The sequence below is a fragment of the Pseudomonas sp. LARHCG127 genome, assembly GCF_052871455.1.
In genome coordinates this window covers 58069-80793 of record NZ_JBIXJT010000003.1, presented here as the reverse complement: position 1 = coordinate 80793, position 22725 = coordinate 58069, and the positions used below count along the sequence as shown (strand labels likewise).

Annotated in this window: 22 protein-coding genes; 15 read left to right on the top strand and 7 right to left on the bottom strand. The window is 62.1% G+C overall.

Annotation, left to right across the window (positions count from 1 at the left end; translation table 11 throughout):
• Window positions 1-8 precede the first annotated feature (8 nt).
• The 6 genes from ACIPQ1_RS06200 to ACIPQ1_RS06175 form a co-directional block, all read right to left on the bottom strand.
• Entirely contained in the window at window positions 9-1808 is a 1800-nt protein-coding gene (locus ACIPQ1_RS06200) for a DUF2341 domain-containing protein (RefSeq protein WP_446533760.1), read from the bottom strand.
• Between the two features lie 17 nt (window positions 1809-1825).
• Window positions 1826-3388, bottom strand: coding sequence for a ShlB/FhaC/HecB family hemolysin secretion/activation protein (locus ACIPQ1_RS06195; protein WP_446533914.1), 1563 nt, complete (start codon window positions 3386-3388; stop codon window positions 1826-1828).
• A 68-nt stretch (window positions 3389-3456) separates the two neighbouring features.
• Window positions 3457-4059 (bottom strand): transposase, encoded by a 603-nt coding sequence (locus ACIPQ1_RS06190; RefSeq protein ID WP_411384592.1) that lies wholly within the window; start codon window positions 4057-4059, stop codon window positions 3457-3459.
• Between the two features lie 548 nt (window positions 4060-4607).
• Window positions 4608-5405 (bottom strand): transglutaminase family protein, encoded by a 798-nt coding sequence (locus ACIPQ1_RS06185; protein ID WP_250965476.1) that lies wholly within the window; start codon window positions 5403-5405, stop codon window positions 4608-4610.
• Entirely contained in the window at window positions 5402-6352 is a 951-nt protein-coding gene (locus tag ACIPQ1_RS06180) for an alpha-E domain-containing protein (protein WP_003201699.1), read from the bottom strand. Before ACIPQ1_RS06180 ends, ACIPQ1_RS06185 begins: the two co-directional genes overlap by 4 nt.
• A gap of 3 nt (window positions 6353-6355) precedes the next feature.
• Window positions 6356-7765, bottom strand: coding sequence for a circularly permuted type 2 ATP-grasp protein (locus ACIPQ1_RS06175; protein ID WP_411384591.1), 1410 nt, complete (start codon window positions 7763-7765; stop codon window positions 6356-6358).
• Between the two features lie 719 nt (window positions 7766-8484).
• On the opposite strand from ACIPQ1_RS06175, the gene ACIPQ1_RS06170 reads away from it, so the two are divergent.
• The 7 genes from ACIPQ1_RS06170 to ACIPQ1_RS06140 all read left to right on the top strand — a co-directional run bounded on the left by ACIPQ1_RS06170 (window position 8485) and on the right by ACIPQ1_RS06140 (window position 13849).
• The gene (locus tag ACIPQ1_RS06170; protein ID WP_003182108.1) at window positions 8485-9075 is read left to right on the top strand and encodes an amino acid synthesis family protein; all 591 of its coding nucleotides are present in this window, start codon (window positions 8485-8487) and stop codon (window positions 9073-9075) included.
• 45 nt (window positions 9076-9120) lie between these two features.
• Window positions 9121-9954 (top strand): alpha/beta fold hydrolase, encoded by an 834-nt coding sequence (locus tag ACIPQ1_RS06165; RefSeq protein WP_250965473.1) that lies wholly within the window; start codon window positions 9121-9123, stop codon window positions 9952-9954.
• The gene (locus ACIPQ1_RS06160) at window positions 9951-11432 is read left to right on the top strand and encodes an aldehyde dehydrogenase (protein WP_411384589.1); all 1482 of its coding nucleotides are present in this window, start codon (window positions 9951-9953) and stop codon (window positions 11430-11432) included. The genes ACIPQ1_RS06165 and ACIPQ1_RS06160 overlap by 4 nt, the downstream gene beginning before the upstream one ends.
• 12 nt (window positions 11433-11444) lie before the next feature.
• The gene (locus ACIPQ1_RS06155) at window positions 11445-11930 is read left to right on the top strand and encodes a flavin reductase family protein (protein ID WP_186710455.1); all 486 of its coding nucleotides are present in this window, start codon (window positions 11445-11447) and stop codon (window positions 11928-11930) included.
• A 135-nt stretch (window positions 11931-12065) separates the two neighbouring features.
• The gene (locus ACIPQ1_RS06150; RefSeq protein ID WP_003201685.1) at window positions 12066-12470 is read left to right on the top strand and encodes a carboxymuconolactone decarboxylase family protein; all 405 of its coding nucleotides are present in this window, start codon (window positions 12066-12068) and stop codon (window positions 12468-12470) included.
• Between the two features lie 60 nt (window positions 12471-12530).
• On the top strand, window positions 12531-13283 hold the full coding sequence (locus ACIPQ1_RS06145) for a GntR family transcriptional regulator (protein ID WP_039589596.1): 753 nt from the start codon (window positions 12531-12533) through the stop codon (window positions 13281-13283).
• A 2-nt stretch (window positions 13284-13285) separates the two neighbouring features.
• Window positions 13286-13849, top strand: coding sequence for an NUDIX hydrolase (locus ACIPQ1_RS06140; RefSeq protein WP_446533759.1), 564 nt, complete (start codon window positions 13286-13288; stop codon window positions 13847-13849).
• A 116-nt stretch (window positions 13850-13965) separates the two neighbouring features.
• On the opposite strand, the gene ACIPQ1_RS06135 is transcribed toward ACIPQ1_RS06140, so the two are convergent.
• A complete protein-coding gene (locus ACIPQ1_RS06135; protein WP_250965470.1) occupies window positions 13966-14262 on the bottom strand; it encodes a DUF1330 domain-containing protein in 297 nt (98 codons plus the stop codon).
• Window positions 14263-14342: 80 nt separating this feature from the next.
• Between ACIPQ1_RS06135 and ribBA the strand changes: the two genes are divergently transcribed.
• The 8 genes from ribBA (at window position 14343) to ACIPQ1_RS06095 (ending at window position 22707) form a co-directional block, all read left to right on the top strand.
• Window positions 14343-15452 carry a bifunctional 3,4-dihydroxy-2-butanone-4-phosphate synthase/GTP cyclohydrolase II gene (gene ribBA / locus ACIPQ1_RS06130; protein ID WP_411384587.1) on the top strand — a complete coding sequence of 370 codons (1110 nt, stop codon included), beginning with the start codon at window positions 14343-14345 and terminating at the stop codon, window positions 15450-15452.
• A gap of 333 nt (window positions 15453-15785) precedes the next feature.
• Window positions 15786-16811, top strand: a complete 1026-nt coding sequence (locus ACIPQ1_RS06125) for an ABC transporter substrate-binding protein (protein ID WP_446533758.1) — start codon at window positions 15786-15788, stop codon at window positions 16809-16811.
• Window positions 16808-17740: an ABC transporter permease gene (locus ACIPQ1_RS06120; protein ID WP_411384585.1), complete on the top strand. Its 933-nt coding sequence runs from the start codon at window positions 16808-16810 to the stop codon at window positions 17738-17740. Before ACIPQ1_RS06125 ends, ACIPQ1_RS06120 begins: the two co-directional genes overlap by 4 nt.
• A gap of 6 nt (window positions 17741-17746) precedes the next feature.
• A complete protein-coding gene (locus ACIPQ1_RS06115; protein ID WP_411384584.1) occupies window positions 17747-18556 on the top strand; it encodes an ABC transporter permease in 810 nt (269 codons plus the stop codon).
• 17 nt (window positions 18557-18573) lie between these two features.
• Window positions 18574-19725, top strand: a complete 1152-nt coding sequence (locus ACIPQ1_RS06110) for an ABC transporter ATP-binding protein (protein ID WP_250965465.1) — start codon at window positions 18574-18576, stop codon at window positions 19723-19725.
• Between the two features lie 44 nt (window positions 19726-19769).
• Window positions 19770-20255 (top strand): flavin reductase family protein, encoded by a 486-nt coding sequence (locus tag ACIPQ1_RS06105; RefSeq protein ID WP_411387507.1) that lies wholly within the window; start codon window positions 19770-19772, stop codon window positions 20253-20255.
• A gap of 30 nt (window positions 20256-20285) precedes the next feature.
• Window positions 20286-21329 carry an LLM class flavin-dependent oxidoreductase gene (locus ACIPQ1_RS06100; RefSeq protein ID WP_446533757.1) on the top strand — a complete coding sequence of 348 codons (1044 nt, stop codon included), beginning with the start codon at window positions 20286-20288 and terminating at the stop codon, window positions 21327-21329.
• A gap of 379 nt (window positions 21330-21708) precedes the next feature.
• The gene (locus ACIPQ1_RS06095) at window positions 21709-22707 is read left to right on the top strand and encodes an acyltransferase family protein (protein ID WP_446533756.1); all 999 of its coding nucleotides are present in this window, start codon (window positions 21709-21711) and stop codon (window positions 22705-22707) included.
• Window positions 22708-22725 lie beyond the last annotated feature (18 nt).

The window sequence follows — 22725 nt, the reverse complement described above, 5'->3', positions numbered from 1 at the left end:
CGATTTCCTCAGGCCGGTACGGACGATTGGACGTGATGATTACGGCGATGCGCCGCTTCACCGGACTGACCTTCGCCGTGCATCTCCGCCAGGCGCGTGATGAACTCATCGACGAAGACGCGCATGTCGGCGCTGACTTCCTTGTTGCGGGTGATCAGGCGGTTGTAGCCAAACAGCGCCGGGATCGCGACGAACAGGCCCATGGCGGTGGCGAGCAGGGCCGCAGCCATGCCCGGGGCGATGGCGTTGATGTTCACGTCACCGGCCATGGCGGTGCCGAGGAACACCACCATGATCCCCAGCACGGTGCCGAGCAGCCCAATGTACGGACCGCCGGCGATGGCGTTGGACAGGGTCGAGAGCTTCGAACTCAACGCCTGGTTCTCGCGGGTGCGCACGCCGTCCATGGAGCAGCGGATCGCTTCGATGGTGGCCGCCGACACTGACGAGGTGTCAGCGCCCTGCTCGCGGCGGGTGCGGATTTCCTTGACCGCCACCAAGTACAAGCGCCACAACGACGAGTGTTGCAGGCGCTGGGCGAGGTCCTGGTCGTCGGCGAACATCTCCAGCCGCGTACCGATCCGGGCGAATTGCTCGCGGAAGGCTTCGTTGGCGGCGCTGAGGCGGCTGACCATGCGATTCTTGCGGATCATGATGATCCACGACTGGAACATCATCAGCACCAGTACGCCGATGATCACCCACGCATCCAACGGCACGGCGTTGAGCAGGAAACCCAGGCTGCCGAAACCGAAGCCGGACTGTTCCTCATCGACGCCGTAGGCCACCAGTTTCGACTCGGCGCCCTGGGCATTGGCGTCGGCCAACAGCAGCGGTGCCGGGCGGGCGACCTTGGACAGCCGCGCTTCGTCCATGGCGCCGCTGAAAGGCGCGAAGGTGCCGGCGGAAACGTCAGCGCCCAAGGCCATCGGCGAACTCAATGCCGGCATCGCCATGGCGAGGCTCGCGGTTTCGCGCCCATTGACGTACAGCACGACGCGGTCGCCCGAGGCGGTCAACGCCAGGTGCTGCCACTGGCCGGGGTTCAGTGGTTGGGTCGAGACCGCACGCTGGTCGTTGATCGCTACGAACGGCACACCCTGGTTGACACCCACCAATAGACTGGTGGCGGCTTCGCGACGGGCCAGGATGATCTGCTCACCACTGGCCTGGTCCTGGCGCAGCCAGGTGCTGAAGGTGAATGCCGCACCGGCGCTGTGTTGCAACGATGGGCTGGCGGGCAACAGCAGCGGCTGGCCATTGAACTGCAAGGCACGCCCGATCACCCCGTCGATGCTGACGCCGGCCGCGCCCTGGGCGTTGTTGCCGTAGGCCGTGGTATCCCGGGGCGGTACGCCAGTGGCGCCGTCGAAGTGGTACAGCGCGGTGTAGTCCGGGTCGAAGGTCAACTGACCGCTGCTCGTGGCCGGCGCCTTCTGGTTGCCGTAGTACATCCACAGGTCCTGGCGTTGGCCACCCTCCACATTCGGCACGTCGACCCAGATCAGTGCCATGCCCATCAGCGGGTCGAAGCTTTCGATCTGGTGATTGAGCACGGTCTTGTCATCGGCGCTGACGAAACGCAGGTCCGAACCGTCGTCGTTGACGCCGTCGAAGGTGAAGTTGCCGGTGTGCAGGCGCACCAGCAGCGCCGTGCGGCCCAAGGCCTGGGCGATGGCGGCGCCCTGGGGCGTGGTGTCCACGGAAATCTGTTTGCGATAGTGCCAATCGTCCTGCCACCAGGCATTGGCGGTCGCCGGAAGCACCAGCCCCAGGCAGATCAACAGGGATAACAATAAGCGTTGCATGGACATGACTCCTGGGTTCAAAACGTCGCTTGCAGGTTGAAGTGCAGGCGCGATTCCTGTTTCGAGGTGTTCGGCCCGTCGAGCAGCGGATAGCCCCAGTCGAGGCTGCCGGACAGCCATTTGCTCAGGCTCGCGCGGGTGCCGAGGCCGACGCTGGCGAGGCTGTAGTCGGCTTCCTGGTCGGGCAGCTCGTCCCGTAGATACAGCTGCGCGCCTTCGGCGAAGGCATAGAAGCGCCACTCCTGGACATAACTGCCGAGGAACTTGGCCAGGGACGGCGTGCGCAGCTCCTGGGACAGCAGGTAGCCGTCATCGCCGGTGCGCTCGGCGGCCAGGTAGCCGCGCACCGAGGTGGCGCCACCGGCGGAAAATTGTTCGTTGGAAACCAACGGCCCGGAGGCCAGTTGGAAGGCAGCCTTGGAGGCGGTCTGCCAGTCGTTGCCGAAGGTGAAGGTGTAATTGCCGTCGCCCTTGAGCACGGCGAAGCTGGGGCTGGCGCGATAGCGCTTATAGTCGAACTCTTCGTCGGAACTGCCATAGCCCAGCAGGCTGCGGGTACCCGCCACCAGGCTCAGGCCGAGGCCCAACTGGCTGTGTTCGGTGTAGCGGAAGCCGTTGTAGGCGAAGGTGAACGGCGCGTACTTGAGCGGCGCCTTGTCGCTGGCGCCGCCGAGGTTGAGTTCCTCCTCGAAGTCCTTGAAATCCACCCCGACTGAAAAGCTGTTGGCCCATGCCCCCGTGGATGGCAGGCTGTAGATCGCCGACACCCCATAGGAATGGCCTTTGCCCAATACGTTGCTGCCGCCGACGGTGGCCACGTTGCTGTCGGATTGGTAACCGGAGAATTGCACACTCCAGCGTTCGCTCAGCGGCGCGGTGTAGGAACCCGACCAGACCTTGGCGTTTTCGGTGTCCTGGGGCGCGGTGAAGAACGTCAGGGAAACGCTGTGGCCCAGTTGCCAGAGGTTGTTGTAGCCCAGGCTCGCGACGGTGCGCAGTTTTTCGGTGTCGGCGCTGTAGTCGTTGTTCAGGCCCAGGCTGGCTTGCCAGGGGTTCTGGTCTTCGACCTGCAAATCCACGTCCATGGTGCCGGGGCGCTGGCCTTCGCGCACCAGCGGCATGACCTGGCGTCCCGGGGTTTTGTTCAACTGCGCCAGTTCCGTCTGAACCTGGGCAAAATCCGGCACCTCGCCTTCCTTGAGTGCCGGCACGTCCTCGCGGATTTCCACGGGAGAATAGTGCTTGGCTCCCACCACACGGACCCGGCCGACCTTGGTCTCGCTGACTTGCAGGTAGACGATGCCGTCTTCGACTTTCTGCTCCGGCAACTCGACGAAGACCGATTGATAACCACGTGCCTGATAGGCTTTCTGCAGGGCTTCCCGGGCGCCCTCGATGTCGCTCAAGGCCTTTTGCGGACCGAGGAACGGGTACACCGCTTCCTCGATGGCCCGGGCATCGAGCACCGTGTTGCCGCGCACGAAATACTCGTTCACGTCCACCAGGCGCGCCGGCGCCGCTTCGGCCTCCTGCCCTCCTTCGGCGGCGATTGCCGACGGTCCCCCGACCGCCAACAGCAGCCAGCCCCACAGCGCTGGCCGCGATTTGAAGAAATGCTCCACACCACCCCCTGAATTCAAAGTACGGCTCAATTGCTTGCGGTCGATGTCGTGGCGTGCCGGGCCAGCCAGGTGTGCAGCAGCGCGAAGTTCAAGGAGAACTCCGGCATTTGCAGCAAGGCGCCACAGAACACTTCACCGATGATTTTCTGAATGAGCCGCACCGCCTGCGCATCGCCCAGCAGCGTGGCGAGGTCCTTGCTCAGGACGTTGAAGCTCCAGACCTTCTGGTTCAGGTCCAGGCCGACGAACCAGCGAAACAGCAGGTTGTAATTGAGTTGTTCGTAGAGTTGCTGCTCGCTGGGCACCGAATAGAGCAGTTGCAGCAGGAGGATGTGCATGGCGGTTTGCGGTGCGATCAGCATCTGGGCGCGGGCATTGAGGCCCTGCAGCACATCGCGATGGTCGTCCAGCAGGTCGTCGATCTGCGGACGCAGCAAGACCAGTGAATGGCCTTGCGGAATGTAGCTGGACACTTCCTTGAGCGCGCCCTGCCAGTCATCCTGGGAAACGATCCAGACCCAAGGTGCGCCGTAGCGATACACCGAGACCGGCTGCTTGCGCGCCGCCTCGACGATCTTCGACAGCCGCTGGTCAAGCTCCTGCATGCCCACTTTCGAATAACGTTCCATAGTCCCCATCGCCTCACTCCCGGCTTCGCGCCCCGGCTCCAAACGACCTGAAAGGTCCTCTCGAACACGTCACACAGGCATGACGGGAATGGCGATGTGCTACCGAACTTTTGTCATGAAAGCTTCATTTGAGAGGGTTTGGAGTGAGTGAGCTTTTTGTGGGAGCGAGCTTGCTCGCGATGGCGGTGGGTCAGTTGGCGGTGATGTCGGCTGGGCAACCGTCATCGCGAGCAAGCTCGGCTCCCACAGGGGACTCGGGTGTTTCCAGACCTGGTGCCGGGCACTCAACCCCGTGGCGAGGGAGCTTGCTCCCGCTGGGGCGCGAAGCGGCCCCAATAAGCTGCATGCGATCTGCCTGACGCCACGCGGTGCTTGTTTTTGGGGCTGCTGCGCAGCCCAGCGGGAGCAAGCTCCCTCGCCACAAAGGCAGTTTGGTTGAGGCTACAAAACCCTATGGCCCTCCCACTGGGTCCTCGAGTGGCCACAAGGTTTGTGTCCACCGTCAATTTCCGTGTGGGAGCGAGCTTGCTCGCGATAGGTCTTGTGCCTTATTGGTGCTGCACCTGCACCATCGAGCTCACCTGCACCCGCGCCTGCATCTGTTCCGCCCCGCCACCGCGGCGCATGCCGCGGACCGGGCAGGCGTCGAGGTAGTCCAGGCCGACCGCCAGTTTCAGGTGGCGGTCTGGAAGGGTCAGGCGGTTGGTCACGTCGAAGCTGTACCAGCCGTCATCGAGCCAGGCTTCCGCCCAGGCGTGGCTCGCCAGGTGGCTTTCATCTTCGGTGCACAAGTAGCCAGATACATAACGCGCGGGAATACCCAGGCTGCGGGAGCAGGCCAGGAAGGCGTGGGTATGGTCCTGGCAAACCCCCGTTCCACCGGCAAACGCCTCGGCGGCAGTGCTGTTGACCGCCGTCGTGCCGGGGCTGTAGGGCATCCGCGCGGCCAGGCCATTCATCAGATCGGTCAAGGCCGAACGATCCCGTCGTCCTGCGCATTGCTCGACGGCGAAGGCGCTGAGGGTCTCATCCGCCTCGGTGAGACGGCTGGTGCGCAAGAACGGTAGCGGCGACTGGCTGTCCGGCTCCATCGCTATCGACTGATGGATTTCCACCTCGCCATAAGCCGTCAAGACCAAGGCGCCGTGGGGCTCGTCCATGGTCATGACGTGAAGGATGTTGCCGTAAGGATCAAGCTGGCTGCGCACCAGTCGCGGCAGTTCCAGGTGCCACTCCAGGATGCGCTGGCGCTGGGTGTCCCGAGGCGTCAGGCGCAGGAACTGGATGCTGGTGCAGACTTCATCGGCGTAGCTGTAGGTGGTGTCGTGGCGTATGGACAGTTTCATACGACCTCCAGGTAAGACTCATGGACCGTCTGGCCCAAGTGGCGAATCTGCCCGATCAGGTCCGTCAGCCATTGATGCAGGCCCGAGGCCAGGATCTCGTCGATTCCGGAATAACGCAGTCGCGCATTCAATTCGGCGGCCAGGCGTTGCGCCGGCCGGCCGTTGTTGCCCGGCAAACTGGCGAGGATATGGTCCAGTTCCTCGATACAGGCATGCAGCGAACGCGGGACGTCGGCCCGCAACAGCAGCATCTCGGACACCTGCTCGGCATTGGGCGCGTTGCGATAGATCTCGTTGAACGCCTCGAACGAAGACAACGCCCTCAGCAAGGCACTCCACTGGTAATAACCACGGGCCGAGTTGTCACTGACCTCCTCCGACTCCTCGCCGAACATCTCGTAGCGAGCATCCAGCAGGCGCAGGGTGTTGTCGGCCCGTTCGATAAACGTCCCCAGGCGAATGAAGCAGTAGGCATCGTTGCGCATGATGGTGCCCGACGTTGCGCCCCGGAACAGGTGAGAACGCTCCTTGACCCACTCGCAGAAATGGCTGATGCCATAGCGCCCCAGGCCGTTGCTGGCGATGTTGCGCATTTCCAACCAGGTGGCGTTGATGTTCTCCCACATATCGGCCGTGATGCGCCCGCGTACCGCATGGGCATTGGTCCGCGCGGCGCGCAGGCAGCTGTAGATACTGCCGGGGTTGGTTTCATCCAGGGCAAAGAAATGCAGCATGCGCTCGGTGTTGAGCGCGTCATAACGGGCGTTGTAGTCATCCAGCGTACCGGCCGCCAGCAGCGACATCGCCAACTCGGCATGGCCATCGCTGCGGCCGGCCTGGGGCATCAGCGACAGCGAATAGCTGACTTCGAGCATGCGCGCCAGGTTCTCGGCGCGCTCCAGGTAGCGGGACATCCAATAGAGGTCCGAAGCAGTTCTTGAAAGCATGTCTTAGTCCTCCACTACCCAAGTGTCTTTGGTGCCGCCGCCCTGGGACGAGTTCACCACCAGCGAGCCCTCGCGCAGCGCCACACGGGTCAGCCCGCCGGGCACCAGGCGCGTTTCCTTGCCCGACAGCACGAACGGACGCAAGTCGATGTGGCGCGGCGCAATGCCGCTCTCGACAAAGGTCGGACACGTGGACAGGCTCAGGGTCGGCTGGGCGATGTAGGCTTCGGGACGGGCCTTGAGACGCGCGCGGAAATCCTCGATTTCCGCGGCAGTGGCGGCCGGCCCGACCAGCATGCCGTAGCCACCGGAGCCCTGGGTTTCCTTGACCACCAGGTCCGGCAGGTTGGCCAGCACATGGGACAGGTCCTGGGGCTTGCGGCATTGCCAGGTGGGCACGTTCTTCAGGATCGGCTCTTCGGTGAGGTAGAAACGGATCATTTCGTCGACGTAGGGGTAGATCGACTTGTCATCGGCCACGCCCGTGCCGACCGCATTCGCCAGCACCACGTTGCCGGCGCGGTAAACAGCGATCAGCCCGGGCACGCCCAACATCGAATCGGGGTTGAACGACAGTGGGTCGAGGTAGGCATCGTCGAGGCGACGATAAATCACGTCCACCTGCCGGGGGCCAGCGGTGGTGCGCATGTACACGTGGTCGTCGCGCACGAACAGGTCGGCCCCCTCCACCAGCTCCACGCCCATTTCACGGGCCAGGAACGCGTGCTCGAAATAGGCGCTGTTGAAGCGTCCCGGGGTCAACACCACGGCGGTAGGGTTTTCCAGTGGGCTTGAGGTCTTGAGGGTATCGAGCAGCAGGTTCGGGTAATGATCGATGGGGGCCACGCGCTGGGCTGCGAAGAGTTCGGGGAACAGGCGCATCATCATCTTGCGGTCTTCGAGCATGTAGCTCACGCCGCTGGGGGTGCGCAGGTTGTCTTCCAGCACGTAGTAGCTGCCGTCACCGTCGCGAACCAGATCGACACCGGCGATATGGGCGTAGATGCCCCGATGCAGGTCCAGGCCCTGCATCGCGATCTGGTAACCCTCGTTGGCGAGCACTTGCTCGGCCGGAATGATGCCTTCCTTGAGGATGTGTTGGCCATGGTAGATGTCGGCCAGGAACATGTTCAGGGCCTGGACCCGCTGGATGCAACCACGCTCGACCGTTTGCCATTCACTGGCCTTGATGCTGCGCGGGATGATGTCGAACGGAATCAACCGTTCAGTGCCCTGCTCGTCGCCATAGAGGGTGAAAGTGATACCGGCGCGATGGAACAGCAGGTCGGCTTCGCGGCGGCGTTGCTCCAACAGTTCCAGCGGTGTGTCCGCCAGCCAGCGCGAGAAGGCTTGGTAGTGCGGGCGGCAGTCACCCTGGGCGTCATACATTTCATTAAAAAAAGCGTGGGGCATAGCCAACTCCCTGCCGCGTTCTACACGGCATTTCTTATTACGTCGTCATTCCACTCAGTGCGGCCTTGCCTTTTTATGAGCCCTGGTTCTCTTGAATACCTCTTCGGCATGGGTCTCTGATCAGGCCTTTGCGTCCGGATGACGTGCGCCCCCCTATTTATCTACGTATCGAATACCTCTGGCTGGCTCTCTGGTCCTGGAGTCGTAGCAAGGGCTGTGCCTAAGTGCGGTGCATCAAGCCAATGCTGGAAAAACCGTCGCAGAACGACATAAAAGCGAAATTTATTTTCGATTTTGCGACGAAAAGCGATATGAAGGCTTAAACGTTTATTTCAGTTTCGTGCGTCCAAGCCACAAACGGGTCGAATCGGTGCATGCAGACGGGAAGCCAGGGGCAAATGCCCTGAAAAGGGGAAATTTATACCCATTCACTGTAGGCACATTCATATGTGGCGAGGGGATTTATCCCCGTTGGGTTGCGAAGCATCCCCTGCCTCCTGTCTGACACATGACAATAGCTGATAGATCTTGGGGCTGCTTCGCAACCCAGCGGGGATAAATCCCCTCGCCATAAGAGCGCATCGGTCTCGCAGCAACCTCAGCGCACCTGTCGCCTTCCGTCGCCTCCCCTCGAACAAAATCAATAGCAACTCTTGCACCGACAGTATTATGGTATACCATCATACGCAAAGACCTATTCATCCTCCTGGGAGCAACTCATGAGTTTCGAAATTCGCAAGATCGTCAGCTATGTCGAAGAAACCTTCATCGAAGGCGGCAAAGCCACCGACAAACCGGTAACCATGGTCGGGCTGGCGGTCGTCATGAAGAATCCTTGGCTAGGCCGCGGTTTCGTCGAAGACCTGAAGCCGGAGATCCGCGCCAACTGCTCCGATCTCGGTGCACTGATGGTCGAGCGCCTGGTGGGCATCATAGGCGGCGCCGAGAAAATCGAAGCGTATGGCAAGGCCGCGGTGGTGGGGGCCGACGGCGAAATCGAGCACGCCTCCGCCGTGATTCACACCCTGCGCTTCGGCAACCACTACCGCGAAGCGGTCAAGGCCAAGAGCTACCTGAGCTTCACCAACAAGCGCGGCGGCCCTGGCACCTCGATCCAGATCCCGATGATGCACAAGGACGACGAAGGCCTGCGCTCGCACTACATCACCTTGGAAATGCAGATTGAAGACGCCCCGCGCGCCGACGAAATCGTCGTGGTGCTGGGCTGCGCCGATGGCGGCCGCCTGCACCCGCGCATCGGTAACCGTTACATCGACCTGGAAGAACTGGCCGCCGAGAATGCGCAGTGATCCAGCTTGGGCAACCACAATAAAAAACCCATGCAGGAGCGCTCCATGATTCGGCCCACCGCTGAACTCACCCCGGCCGGCACCAGCTACCTGGCCACCGGCCAAGGCCAACCCGTGGTCTTGATCCATGGCGTGGGCCTGAACAAAGAAATGTGGGGTGGCCAAGTCGTTGGCCTGGCCACGCAATACCAAGTGATTGCCTACGACATGCTCGGCCATGGCGCCAGCCCGCGCCCACCCAGCGGTACCGCGTTGCTGGGCTACGCCGACCAGTTGCTGGAGCTGCTCGATCACTTGCAACTGCCCCAGGCGACGGTGATCGGCTTTTCCATGGGTGGTTTGGTGGCCCGGGCGTTTGCCTTGCATTACCCGCAGCGCCTGCAAGGCCTGGTGGTACTCAACAGTGTGTTCAACCGCAGCGCCGAACAGCGTGCCGGCGTCATCGCCCGCACCGCTCAGGCCGCCGAGCATGGGCCGGACGCCAATGCCGAGGCGGCGCTTTCGCGCTGGTTCAGCCGTGAATACCAGGCCGCCAACCCCGCGCAGATCGCCGCGCTGCGCCAGACCCTGGCAGGGAATGACCCCCAGGGTTACCTGACCACCTATGAGCTGTTCGCCACCCAGGACATGTACCGCGCCGATGACTTGGGCAATATCCAGGTTCCGACGCTGATCGCCACCGGTGAACTGGACCCCGGCTCGACGCCTGAAATGGCCCGGCAACTGGCCGAGCGTATTCCCGGCGCCAGTGTTGCGGTGCTCGCTGAACAGCGGCATATGATGCCGGTAGAGTCGCCGCGCCTGGTCAACCAGTTGTTGCTGGAATTCCTCGACACGGCAAGCGCCCGACAAAACCAAATAAAGGGGATCGTTGCATGACACTCGCACGCTTTTCGATGTGCATCGGCGGTGAATGGGTCGATGCCTTGTCCGGCAAGACCTTCGAAAGCCTGAACCCGGCCCTGGCCCAACCTTGGGCCGAGTTGCCTGACGCCGGCGAAGCCGATGTGGACCGCGCCGTCCAGGCAGCACAAAGCGCTTTCGACAGCCCGGCCTGGCGCGGGCTGACCGCCACCGCCCGTGGCAAATTGCTGCGTCGCCTCGGTGACCTGATCGCCGAAAACAAAGAACAATTGGCCCAGTTGGAAAGCCGCGACAACGGCAAACTGATTCGCGAAACCCGCGGCCAGGTCGGCTACCTGCCGGAGTTCTTCCACTACACCGCAGGCCTTGCCGACAAGCTCGAAGGCGGCACCCTGCCCCTCGATAAGCCGGACATGTTTGCCTATACGGTGCATGAAGCCATGGGTGTGGTGGCGGCGATCATTCCCTGGAACAGCCCGCTGTACCTCACCGCAATCAAACTGGCGCCGGCCCTCGCGGCAGGCAATACCATTGTGATCAAACCGTCCGAGCACGCCTCGGCAACCATTCTTGAGCTGGCTCGCCTGGCCCTGGAAGCCGGGATCCCGCCGGGCGTGGTCAACGTCATCACCGGCTACGGCCCGAGCACTGGCGCCGCCCTCACCCGCCATCCGCTGGTACGCAAGATCGCCTTCACCGGCGGCGCGGCCACGGCCCGCCATGTGGTGCGCAGCAGCGCCGAGAACTTCGCCAAGCTTTCGCTGGAGCTGGGCGGCAAATCACCGAATATCATTTTCGCCGACGCCGACCTGGACAGCGCGATCAACGGGGCAATCGCCGGAATTTATGCGGCATCCGGTCAAAGCTGCGTTTCTGGCTCTCGGTTGCTGGTGCAGGACGAGATCTACGATGAGTTCGTCTCGCGGCTGGTCGAGCGCGCCCAGCGCATCCGCATCGGCAATCCTCAGGAAGACGCCAGCGAAATGGGCCCCATGGCCACCGCGCAGCAACTGGCCGTAGTCGAGGGCCTGGTGGCCGACGCGATTGCAGAAGGTGCGCGCCTGCGCTTGGGCGGCAAGCGTCCGCCGAACCTGGGCGACGGCTGGTTCTATGAACCGACGCTGTTCGAATGCGACCGCAACTCGATGAAGATCATGCAGGAAGAAGTCTTCGGCCCGGTGGCCTCGGTGATTCGTTTCAAGGACGAAGCCGAGGCCTTGGCGATCGCCAACGACTCGCAGTTCGGCCTCGCCGCCGGCATCTGGACCCGCGACCTGGGCCGCGCCCATCGCCTTGCCCGGGATGTGCGCTCCGGGATCATCTGGGTCAACACTTATCGCGCGGTGTCGGCCATGGCGCCCATCGGTGGTTTCAAGAACAGCGGCTATGGACGCGAGAGCGGCATCGATTCGGTGCTGGCCTATACCGAACTGAAAACGGTGTGGATCAACCTGTCCCAGGCGCCCATGCCTGATCCGTTCGTGATGCGCTAGGAGTCCTGAGAAATGATCGAACCCGGCATCTACAAAGAAGTCATGAGCTCCTTCCCGTCCGGCGTCACGGTGGTCACCACCCTGGACCCTGAGGGCAATATCGTCGGCATCACCGCCAGCGCGTTCAGCGCGCTGTCGATCGACCCAGCGCTGGTACTGTTCTGCCCCAACTATGCGTCTGACACCTACCCGGTGCTGCGCGACAGCAAGCAGTTCGCGATCCACCTGCTGTCCGCCGACCAGACCGCCGAAGCCTACGCCTTTGCCGGTAAAGGCAAGGACAAGGCCAAGGGCATCGATTGGCACCTGAGCGAGCTGGGCAATCCGTTGCTGGGCAAAGCCACGGCGATCATCGAATGCGAGCTGTGGCGCGAATACGATGGCGGCGACCACGCGATCATCGTCGGCGCGGTGAAGAACCTGATCCTGCCCGCGCAGCCGGTGACGCCGATGATCTACCACAAGGGCAAGCTGGGCCCACTGCCCGCGCTGGCTTGATGACCCTACACATCCCCCAGTGGGAGCGAGCTTGCTCGCGATGACGGCAGCACATCCAATATTACTGTGACTGATACACCGCTATCGCGAGCAAGCTCGCTCACACAGGTTCAGCACTTTTTCCAGGGATCGCCCATGAGCAATGACAAATACGAACAAGGCCTGAAGATCCGCACCCAGGTGCTGGGCCAGGACTACGTGAACCGTTCCATCGAGAACGCCGACGATTTCACCCGGCCGCTGCAGGAAATGGTCACCGAGTATTGCTGGGGTCATGTCTGGGGTCGCGAGGGTTTATCACTCAAGGAGCGCAGCATGATCAACCTGGCGATGATCTCCGCGCTCAATCGCCCACACGAACTCAAGCTGCATGTGCGTGGCGCCTTGCGTAACGGCTTGAGTCGTGAGCAAATACGCGAAATTCTGCTTCAGGTCGGTATCTATTGCGGCGTTCCCGCTGCCGTGGACAGTTTCCGGCTTGCCCGTGAAGCCTTCGCCGAAGCCGATGCCGAGGCCTCCAGTCAACCCTCGGCTGTTTGATCTGAACGTGCACGGATGTTGCCCGTTTGGCATGGACAGCCATATTACAGAGCGGACCCCATGAAACGCCTGCCACTCGACGACAGCTTCAAGGTCAATCGCAACCCCGTTACCCTGCGCGAGATCGTGCTGGATAAATTGCGAAGCGCCATCATGAACTTCCAGCTCCTGCCGGGCGATCGCCTGGTCGAACGGGATCTGTGCGATCGCCTGGGCGTGAGCCGCACGTCGGTGCGTGAAGCCTTGCGCCACCTGGAATCCGAAGGCCTGGTGGAGTTTGCCGATGCCAAGGGCCCACGGGTCGCCATCATCACGTTGGCCGATGCCGTGGACATCTATGAGCTGCGTTGCGTGCTCGAAGGCCTGATCGTCCAACTGTTCACCTTGCGTGCCAAGGCCAAGGACATCAAGGCCCTGGAGAAAGCCCTCGAGGAAAACCGCAAGGCCCTCAAGGAAGGCGAGCTGCAACAGGTCATCGATTCGGTGCAAGGCTTCTACGACGTGTTGCTCGAAGGCTCCGGCAACCACGTGGCCGCCACCCAGTTGCGCCAGTTGCAGGCGCGCATCAGCTATCTGCGGGCGACCTCGGTGTCCCAGGAAAACCGTCGCGGCAGCAGCAACCAGGAAATGGAACGGATGGTCGAGGCGATCAAGAGCGGCGACCCCCTGGCCGCCCACCAGGCCTGCGTCGACCATGTGCGCGCTGCCGCCAAGGTTGCCCTGGAATACCTCAAGCGCAAACAGGAAGAGACCGGTGAAATCCCCGAGATCATCCCGCCCATCGCCCTCAAAGAACCTCGCATAGGCCGCTAGCCATGTTCAGCCCGAGCTTTTGTCCAAAGTGCGGCGGCAGTGACCTCGATCAGCGCCTGCCAGCGGGCGATACCCATGAGCGACTGATGTGTGGTGGTTGCGGCTACATCCACTACGTCAACCCGAAGATCATTGCCGGCTGCATCATCGAGCAGGACGGCAAGTACCTGCTGTGCCAGCGCGCCATCCCGCCGCGCCCGGGCACCTGGACGCTGCCGGCCGGCTTCATGGAAGGCAACGAGACCACCGAACAGGCCGCGCTGCGGGAAGTCTGGGAAGAAACCGGTGTGCGCGCCGAAATCGTCTCGCCCTACTCCATCTTCAGCGTGCCGAAGATCAGCGAGGTGTACATCATCTTCCGCGCCACCGCGCTGGAGATCACCGGACAGTTCGGCCCGGAAACCCTTGCCTACCGGTTCTTCGCCCCGGATGAAATTCCATGGGACAGCATCTACTACCCGGCCATCCGGCAGATCCTCGAACGTTATATCGAGGAACGCCAGGCCGGGGTCTATGGCATCTACATGGGCAACGACGACAGCGGCAAGATCCACTTCATTCGCTGACGCCCCTGTAGGAGCTGGCGAAGCCTGCGATCTTTTGATCTTGGTCTTTCGCTTGAGACTCAACTGTCAGGGACAAGATCGCAGCCTCGTTGCACTCGACAGCTCCTACACAGCTCCTACAGTGGAATAACACCCTCGACGATGATCACCTCGGCCCGGGCCACGCCTTCACGGTGCGTCTTGGCCTCCTGATACTGCGCCGAGTGGTAGCAGGCCAGCGCCTGTTCGTAGGAATCGAACTCGATCACCACACTGCGCTGCGGCGTGGCCCTGCCCTCCATCGCTTCGCTGCGCCCGCCCCGGGCCAGCATCCGACCGCCATACAAGGCGAACGCCGCTGGCGCCCGTTGGGTGTATTGGCTGTATTGATCGGGGTCGGTGACATCCACATGAGCAATCCAGTACGCCTTCATAGTGACCTCTCGGTTTGTGTTGTATTATGGTATACCACAACGTCATTCCAGCAAGCCCTTCAAAACAAAGAGAGCCCGACATGGCCTTTAACAGCATTCAGGAAATCATCGAAGACTACCGCCTGGGCAAGATGGTGTTGCTGGTGGATGACGAAGATCGGGAAAACGAAGGTGACCTGCTCCTGGCCGCCGACTGTTGCAATGCCCAGGCCATCAGCTTCATGGCGCGCGAAGCCCGGGGGCTGATCTGCCTGACGTTGACCGACGAGCACTGCCAGCGCCTGGGACTTGAGCAAATGGTACCGAGCAACGGCAGTGTGTTCAGCACCGCGTTCACGGTGTCCATCGAGGCTGCCACCGGCGTGACCACCGGTATTTCCGCCGCCGACCGGGCGCGCACCGTCGCCGCCGCCGTGGCCGTCGATGCGGGGCCCAACGACATTGTGCAACCGGGGCATATCTTCCCGCTGCGGGCCAAGGAAGGCGGCGTGCTCACCCGGGCCGGGCACACCGAAGCCGGTTGCGACCTGGCGCGCCTGGCGGGTTTCACACCTGCATCGGTAATCGTCGAAGTGATGAACGATGACGGCACCATGGCCCGCCGCCCGGACCTGGAGATTTTCGCTCGCAAGCACGGCATCAAGATCGGCACCATCGCCGACCTGATCCACTACCGCCTGAGCACCGAGCACACCGTGGCGCGCATCGGCGAGCGGGAACTGCCAACGGTGCATGGCACCTTCCGCTTGTTCACCTTCGAAGACCGCATCGAAGGCGGCGTGCACATGGCGATGGTGATGGGCGACATTCGTCGGGAAGAACCGACCCTGGTGCGGGTGCACGTGATCGATCCACTGCGGGACCTGGTGGGTGCCGAATACAACGGCCCGTCCAATTGGACGTTGTGGGCGGCCCTGCAGCGGGTGGCGGAGGAAGGTTGCGGCGTGGTGGTCGTGCTGGCCAACCACGAGTCGTCCCAGGCGCTGCTCGAGCGTGTACCGCAACTGACCCAGCCGCCACGACAGTTCAGTCGGTCGCAATCGCGCATCTATTCTGAAGTAGGTACCGGCGCGCAAATTCTCCAGGACCTGGGCGTCGGGAAATTGCGGCACCTGGGACCACCGCTCAAGTATGCGGGGTTGACTGGCTATGACTTGGAAGTGGTGGAAAGTATTCCTTTCACTGGATAAACCCGAGGCCACGCACAATCCCCTGTGGAAGCGAGCTTGCTCGCGATAGCAATTAACCAGCCGACATGAATGGAGACTGATACACCGCTATCGCGATCAAGCTCGCTCCCACAAGGATTCGACTCAGGAATGGAAGGGAAAATATCCCCCGGACAGATAGCCGGTACGGCAAAACCCTTGCAGAATGTTTGGAATACCATAATATGATATTCCATAGACCGAGCGCTTCAGCCAACCGTTGGCACGGTCCCCCGCAAGGCCAGTTGGACCAATGCTCCCGATAAGTGGGCGAACAAAAGCCCGCTCAATAAACACAACAATGAGGGCGTGAAAATGGTGTTGAAGAAACGTGCAGCCGCAATTCTTTTTGCCGGCGTGCTGAGTATCACCAGCCAGGCGACGATGGCCGCTGAAAGCGTCAACTTCGTCAGTTGGGGCGGCAGCACCCAGGACGCGCAGAAGCAGGCCTGGGCCGACCCATTCAGCAAGGCCAGCGGCATCACCGTGGTCCAGGATGGCCCCACCGACTACGGCAAGCTCAAGGCCATGGTCGAAAGCGGCAACGTGCAGTGGGACGTGGTCGACGTCGAGGCGGACTTCGCCTTGCGCGCCGCAGCCGAAGGCCTGCTCGAACCCCTCGATTTCTCGGTCATCCAACGCGACAAGATCGACCCGCGTTTCGTCTCCGACCACGGTGTCGGCTCGTTCTACTTCTCGTTCGTGCTCGGCTACAACGAAGGCAAGCTCGGCGCGGGCAAGCCAACGGATTGGTCGGCGCTGTTCGACACCAAGACCTACCCCGGCAAACGCGCCCTCTACAAATGGCCAAGCCCCGGCGTGCTTGAGTTGGCCCTGCTGGCCGATGGTATATCCCAGGACAAGCTCTACCCGCTGGACCTGGACCGCGCCTTCAAGAAACTCGACACCATCAAGAAAGACATCGTCTGGTGGGGCGGCGGCGCGCAGTCCCAGCAACTGCTCGCGTCCGGCGAGGCCAGCATCGGCCAGTTCTGGAACGGCCGTATCTATGCCCTGCAACAAGACGGCGCCCCAGTCGGCGTGAGCTGGAAGCAGAACCTGGTCATGGCCGACATCCTGGTCATTCCAAAGGGCTCGAAAAACAAGGCCGCCGCCATGAAGTTCCTGGCCAACGCCAGCAGCGCCAAGGGCCAGGCCGATTTCTCCAACCTGACCGCCTACGCGCCGGTTAACGTCGACAGCGTCGCACGCCTGGATTCGGTGCTCGCTCCCAACTTGCCGACTGCCTACGCCAAGGATCAGATCACGCTTGATTTCGCGTACTGGGCCAAGAACGGTCAGGACATCGCGACACGGTGGAACGAATGGCTGGTCAAATGAAAATGTCGGCAACGGCAACCCAGCACACCGGGGGCGCCGCTGGCGCTGCCGGTGTGGCAACCGTCCCGGCCATTGCACCGCAAGCGCCGTCGCGGCTGCAGCGCTGGCGCGGGGCCGGTAACCTGCTCCCCGCCCTGCTGTTCCTCGGCCTGTTCTTCCTGGCGCCGCTGATCGGCCTGCTGCTGCGCGGCGTGCTGGAGCCGGTGCCCGGGTTGGGCAACTACGAGCAATTGTTCGCCAACTCGGCCTACGCCCGGGTGCTGTTCAACACCTTTTCGGTGGCCGGGCTGGTGACATTGTTCAGCCTGCTGCTGGGTTTCCCCCTGGCCTGGGCCATCACCCTGGTGCCCCATGGCTGGGGCCGCTGGATGCTGAACATCGTGCTGCTGTCGATGTGGACCAGCCTGCTGGCCCGCACCTACTCCTGGCTGGTGCTGTTGCAGGCCTCCGGGGTAGTGAACAAGGCATTGATGGCCCTGGGCATCATCGACCAGCCGCTGGAGATGGTGCACAACCTCACCGGCGTGGTGATCGGCATGAGCTACATCATGATCCCGTTCATCGTCCTGCCGTTGCAGGCGACCATGCAGGCCATCGACCCGATGATCCTGCAGGCCGGTTCGATTTGCGGCGCCAGCCCCTGGACCAACTTCTTCCGGGTGTTCCTGCCGCTGTGCCGGCCGGGGCTGTTCTCCGGCGGGCTGATGGTATTCGTGATGTCCCTCGGTTACTACGTGACCCCGGCCCTGCTGGGCGGCGCGCAGAACATGATGCTGCCGGAATTCATCATCCAGCAGGTGCAGTCGTTCCTCAATTGGGGCCTGGCCAGTGCCGGTGCCGCCTTGTTGGTGGCGATCACCCTGGTGTTGTTCTACTTCTACCTGAAGCTCCAGCCGGAATCCCCGGTGGGCGCCAGCAACGCGAGGTAAGCCGTCATGCTCCTGACTCCCAATGCCATGAGCCGGCGCATGCGGTTCGGCCTGTATTTCATCACCGGGCTGATCGCGCTGTTCCTGCTGTTGCCCATCGCGTTCATCGTGCTGCTGTCGTTCGGATCGTCCCAATGGCTGGTCTTCCCGCCCCCGGGCTGGACGCTCAAATGGTACGGCCAGTTTTTTTCCAACCCCGACTGGATGAGCGCGGCGCTGACCAGCCTCAAGGTTGCGCTGCTGACCACCGTCTGCGCCGTGGCGCTGGGTCTGCCGACGGCGTTTGCCCTGGTGCGCGGACGCTTCCCGGGCCGGGAAATGCTCTACGGCCTGTTCACCCTGCCAATGATCGTGCCGTTGGTGATCATCGCCGTGGCGGTGTACGCACTGTTCCTCAAGCTCGGCTACACCGGGACGATGTTCGCCTTCGTGGTCAGCCACGTCATCGTCGCGCTGCCATTCACCATCATCTCGATCATCAACTCGCTCAAGCTGTTCGACCAATCCATCGAGGATGCCGCCGTGATCTGTGGCGCCTCGCGCCTGCAAGCGGTGTTCAAGGTGACGTTCCCGGCCATTCGCCCGGGCATGGTCGCCGGCGCCTTGTTCGCGTTCCTGGTGTCGTGGGATGAGGTAGTCCTGAGCGTGATGATGGCCAGCCCGACCCTGCAAACCTTGCCCGTCAAGATGTGGACCACCCTGCGCCAGGACCTGACGCCTGTGATCGCCGTCGCTTCGACGCTGCTGATCGGCCTCTCGGTGTTGGTGATGGTGATCGCCGCCGCCCTGCGCCGGCGCAACGAAATCAGCGCTTGAGCGCCTAGGAGAACACGATGAGTGCCGTCAAAGACCCCGCACAACAGAACAACAAGACCCTGGTCAGCCTGCGCAACCTGAACAAGCACTACGGCGACTTTGCCGCCGTGGACGATATTTCCCTGGAGATCCAGGACGGCGAGTTCCTGACCTTCCTCGGCTCCAGCGGCTCGGGCAAGAGCACCACGCTGTCGATGCTGGCCGGGTTCGAGACCCCCAGCAGCGGCGAGATCCTGGTGAGCGGCAAATCCCTGGTCAACGTACCACCGCACAAACGCGACATTGGCATGGTGTTCCAGCGCTACTCGTTGTTCCCTCATCTTTCGGTGCGCGACAACATTGCCTTTCCCCTGGCGATTCGCAAACTGGCCAGCGCCGAGCGCGAACGCCGGGTCGACGCCATGCTCAAGCTGGTGCAGCTGGGAGAGTTCGCCCATCGTCGCCCTTCGCAACTGTCCGGCGGCCAGCAACAACGCGTGGCGATTGCCCGGGCACTGGTCTATGAACCGCGCATCCTGCTGATGGATGAGCCTCTCGGGGCCTTGGATAAAAAGCTTCGTGAAGACTTGCAGGACGAACTGCGCCAGTTGCACCGTCGGCTGGGCATCACCATCGTCTACGTCACCCATGACCAGGAAGAAGCCATGCGCCTGTCCCAGCGCATCGCCATTTTCAGCCACGGCAAAATCGTCGGCCTGGGCAGCGGCTATGACCTCTATCAGAACCCGCCGAACGCCTTTGTCGCGTCATTCCTGGGCAATTCCAACTTCCTCAAGCTCAAGGCCCAGGGCAATGCCGTGGCGAGTTTCGAAGGCCAGTCGCTGTCGATCCGCCTGACCGCCGGCCTGCAAACGGACCAGGACGTGCTGCTGATGGTGCGCCCGGAAAAAGCCCTCGCCCTGAGCGTCGAGCAAGCGACCCAGGAACCCTTGGCGGCCGGCTGGAATGAGGTCTCGGCCAAGGTCGTCGAAGTGCTGTTCCTCGGCGAAAGCCAGACCTGCAGCGTCGTGACCTCCGGCGGCACGGCCATGACCGTCAAGGCGCTGTCCGCCGCCGGCATGCCACTCAAGGCTGGCGACCCGGTGCGTGTGCGCTGGGCCACCGCCGATGCGTGCGTCTACACCCAATGGGCCGAGAGCGACCTGAACAAAGCCGCGGGTGCCCATTGATGAACATCGCGCGCCCACAACCGCCACAGCCCGAGGATCGTCCGATGATCGATGCCAACGTGTACAAACAAGTCATGGGCTCGTTCCCGTCCGGGGTGACGGTGATCACCACCCTCGATGACGACGGCCAGATCGTCGGCCTCACCGCCAGTGCCTTCAGCTCATTGTCGATGGAGCCGGCGCTGGTGTTGTTCTGCCCCAACTACAGCTCCGATTCCTACCCGGTGCTGATCAAGAACAAGCGCTTCGCCATCCATGTCCTCTCCGGCGGCCAACAGAACGAAGCCTATGCCTTCGCCCGCAAAGGCAAGGACAAGGCCCAAGGCATCGAATGGACCTTGAGTGAACTGGGTAACCCGCTGCTGAGCAACGCCACCGCCATCATCGAGTGTGAACTGTGGCGCGAATACGAAGGCGGCGACCACGCCATCATGGTCGGCGCCGTGAAGAACCTGATCGTGCCGCAGCACACACCGGGACCGCTGGTTTATTGCCACGGCAAGATGGGCGCCCTGCCCGTCCTCGCCTGAACCGATCGTCAACAAATAAGAGAAAGCGCCATGAAATTTTCCCTGTTCGTACACATGGAGCGCTGGGACGAAAGCGTCAGCCATCGCCAGCTGTTCGAAGACCTGAGCGAGTTGACCCTGTTGGCCGAGGCCGGCGGTTTCAGCACCGTCTGGATCGGCGAACATCACGCCATGGAATACACCATCTCGCCAAGCCCGATGCCGCTGCTGGCGTATCTGGCCGGCAAGACCACCACCATTCACCTGGGCGCTGGCACCATCATCGCGCCGTTCTGGCACCCGCTGCGGGTGGCCGGCGAATGCGCGCTGCTGGATGTCATCAGCAATGGCCGCATGGAAGTCGGCCTGGCCCGGGGCGCCTACCAGGTGGAGTTCGACCGCATGGCCGGCGGCATGCCGGCTTCCTCCGGCGGCCAGGCCCTGCGGGAAATGGTCCCGGTGGTGCGCGCCCTGTGGCAAGGCGACTACGCCCATGATGGCGAGATCTGGAAATTCCCCACCTCCACCTGCGTGCCCAAGCCAATCCGCAAGCCCCACCCACCGATGTGGATCGCCGCCCGCGACCCGGACTCCCACAATTTCGCCGTTGCCAACGGCTGCAATGTGATGGTCACGCCGTTGATGAAGGGCGATGAGGAAGTCCTGGACCTGAAGAACAAATTCCAGGCCGCCCTGGACAACAACCCCGACGTGCCACGCCCACAATTGATGGTGCTGCGCCATGCCCACGTACACGCAGTGGACGATCCCGAAGGCTGGAAAATCGGTGCCCAGGCGATTTCGAAGTTCTACCGCACCTTTGATGCCTGGTTCGGCAACAAGCAGGTACCGGTCAACGGCTTCCTCGCGCCGAGCCCGGAAGAAAAATTCGCCGAGCGTCCGGAATTCCAGCTGGAGAACATCCGCAAGAACACCATGATCGGCACGCCGCAGCAAATCATCGGGCGGATCAAGTATTACCAGGAACTGGGAGTGGATGAGTTCAGCTTCTGGTGCGACAACAGCCTGCCCCATGCCGAGAAGAAAAAATCCCTGGAACTGTTCATCCAGCAGGTGGTGCCGGCGTTTCGGTGATCAGTTGCATCGCTATCGCGAGCAGGCTCGCTCCCACAGGGGTCGCGGTGTATTGCAACATTTGTGTACGCCACGATCCCTGTGGGAGCCGGGCTGACCGCGAAGGCGGTGGCCCATTCAGCATCTCTGTGACAGTTACACCGCTTTCGCGAGCAAGCTCGCTCCCACAGAGGGCCTGCGGGGTATGCATTATTTGTGTACGCCGCCGGTCCCTGTGGGAGCGAGCTTGCTTGCGATGGCCATCCCACTGACACATATGTGTCAAATGTGACAATTGACCCCACTGCCCCGCCATCCCCCCGCAAACCACTATAAACGGCTCGCAAAGCCACCTAACGTACCGCTCAAACGGATCGACTCTGATTAAGGATGATGCACGTTGGGGGCTTATCGGTTGCTGTTGGCCATGTTGGTGGCCGTTTCGCACATGGGCGTGACTTTTCTTGGATTGAACCCCGGCGTCGTTGCCGTGGTGTCCTTCCTGATCATCAGCGGCTTCGTGATGACCTCGCTGATCGAGAAGACCTACAACACCCCGGGCCAGATCGGCCTGTTCTATATCGATCGACTGTTGCGGCTGTACCCGCAGTTCCTGGTGTACTTCGTCCTGTCCTGCGTCGTGATCCATTTTCTCCTGCCAGGCACACCCCAGGCCGCTGCCCTGACCCTCGAAAACATCGCCACCAGCCTGCCGATCCTGCCGCTGGGCTTCTACATGTTCGGCATCACCGTACCCGAGATCCTGCCACCGGCCTGGTCCCTGGGACTGGAAATGGGTTTTTACCTGCTGATCCCGTTCCTGATTCTCTACAAGACGCGGGGTATTGCCTTTGCGCTGTCCGTGACGGTGTTCATGGTCGCCTCGCTGGGCTACCTCGACACCGACATCTACGGCTACCGCCTGCTGCCAGGTGTGCTGTTCATTTTCCTCTGTGGCAGCTACCTGTATCGGGCCCAGGCCAAGGGGCTGTGGATCGTGTCCGTCACGCTGCTGGTTGCCGCGTTGATGTTCCTGGCCATCGTCGCGGGGATCATTCCCCGTCGGCCTTTCAATGCCGAGGTGACCCTGGGCATCGCCCTGGGCCTGCCGGCGGTGTTCTTGCTTAGCAGGCTGAAGCGTCACCGGCTGGATGAGTTCCTGGGCAATATCAGCTACGGCGTGTTCCTCAATCACTTTGTGGTGATGTATGTGTTGCGGGCGTTCTGGCCGGTGGCGTACAGCGACCTGATCGTCACGACGGTGCTGGTGTTGTCATTCGCCTTGAGTGGTATTTCGTATTACGGCGTTGAGCGACCGGCGCTGAAGCTTCGTCATGCTCTCAGGGCGGGCGTTAAGTACGATGCCACCCAAACTCCCGTCGGCAGCACGGCGGCTTAGCTGCTGACACCCATAAAA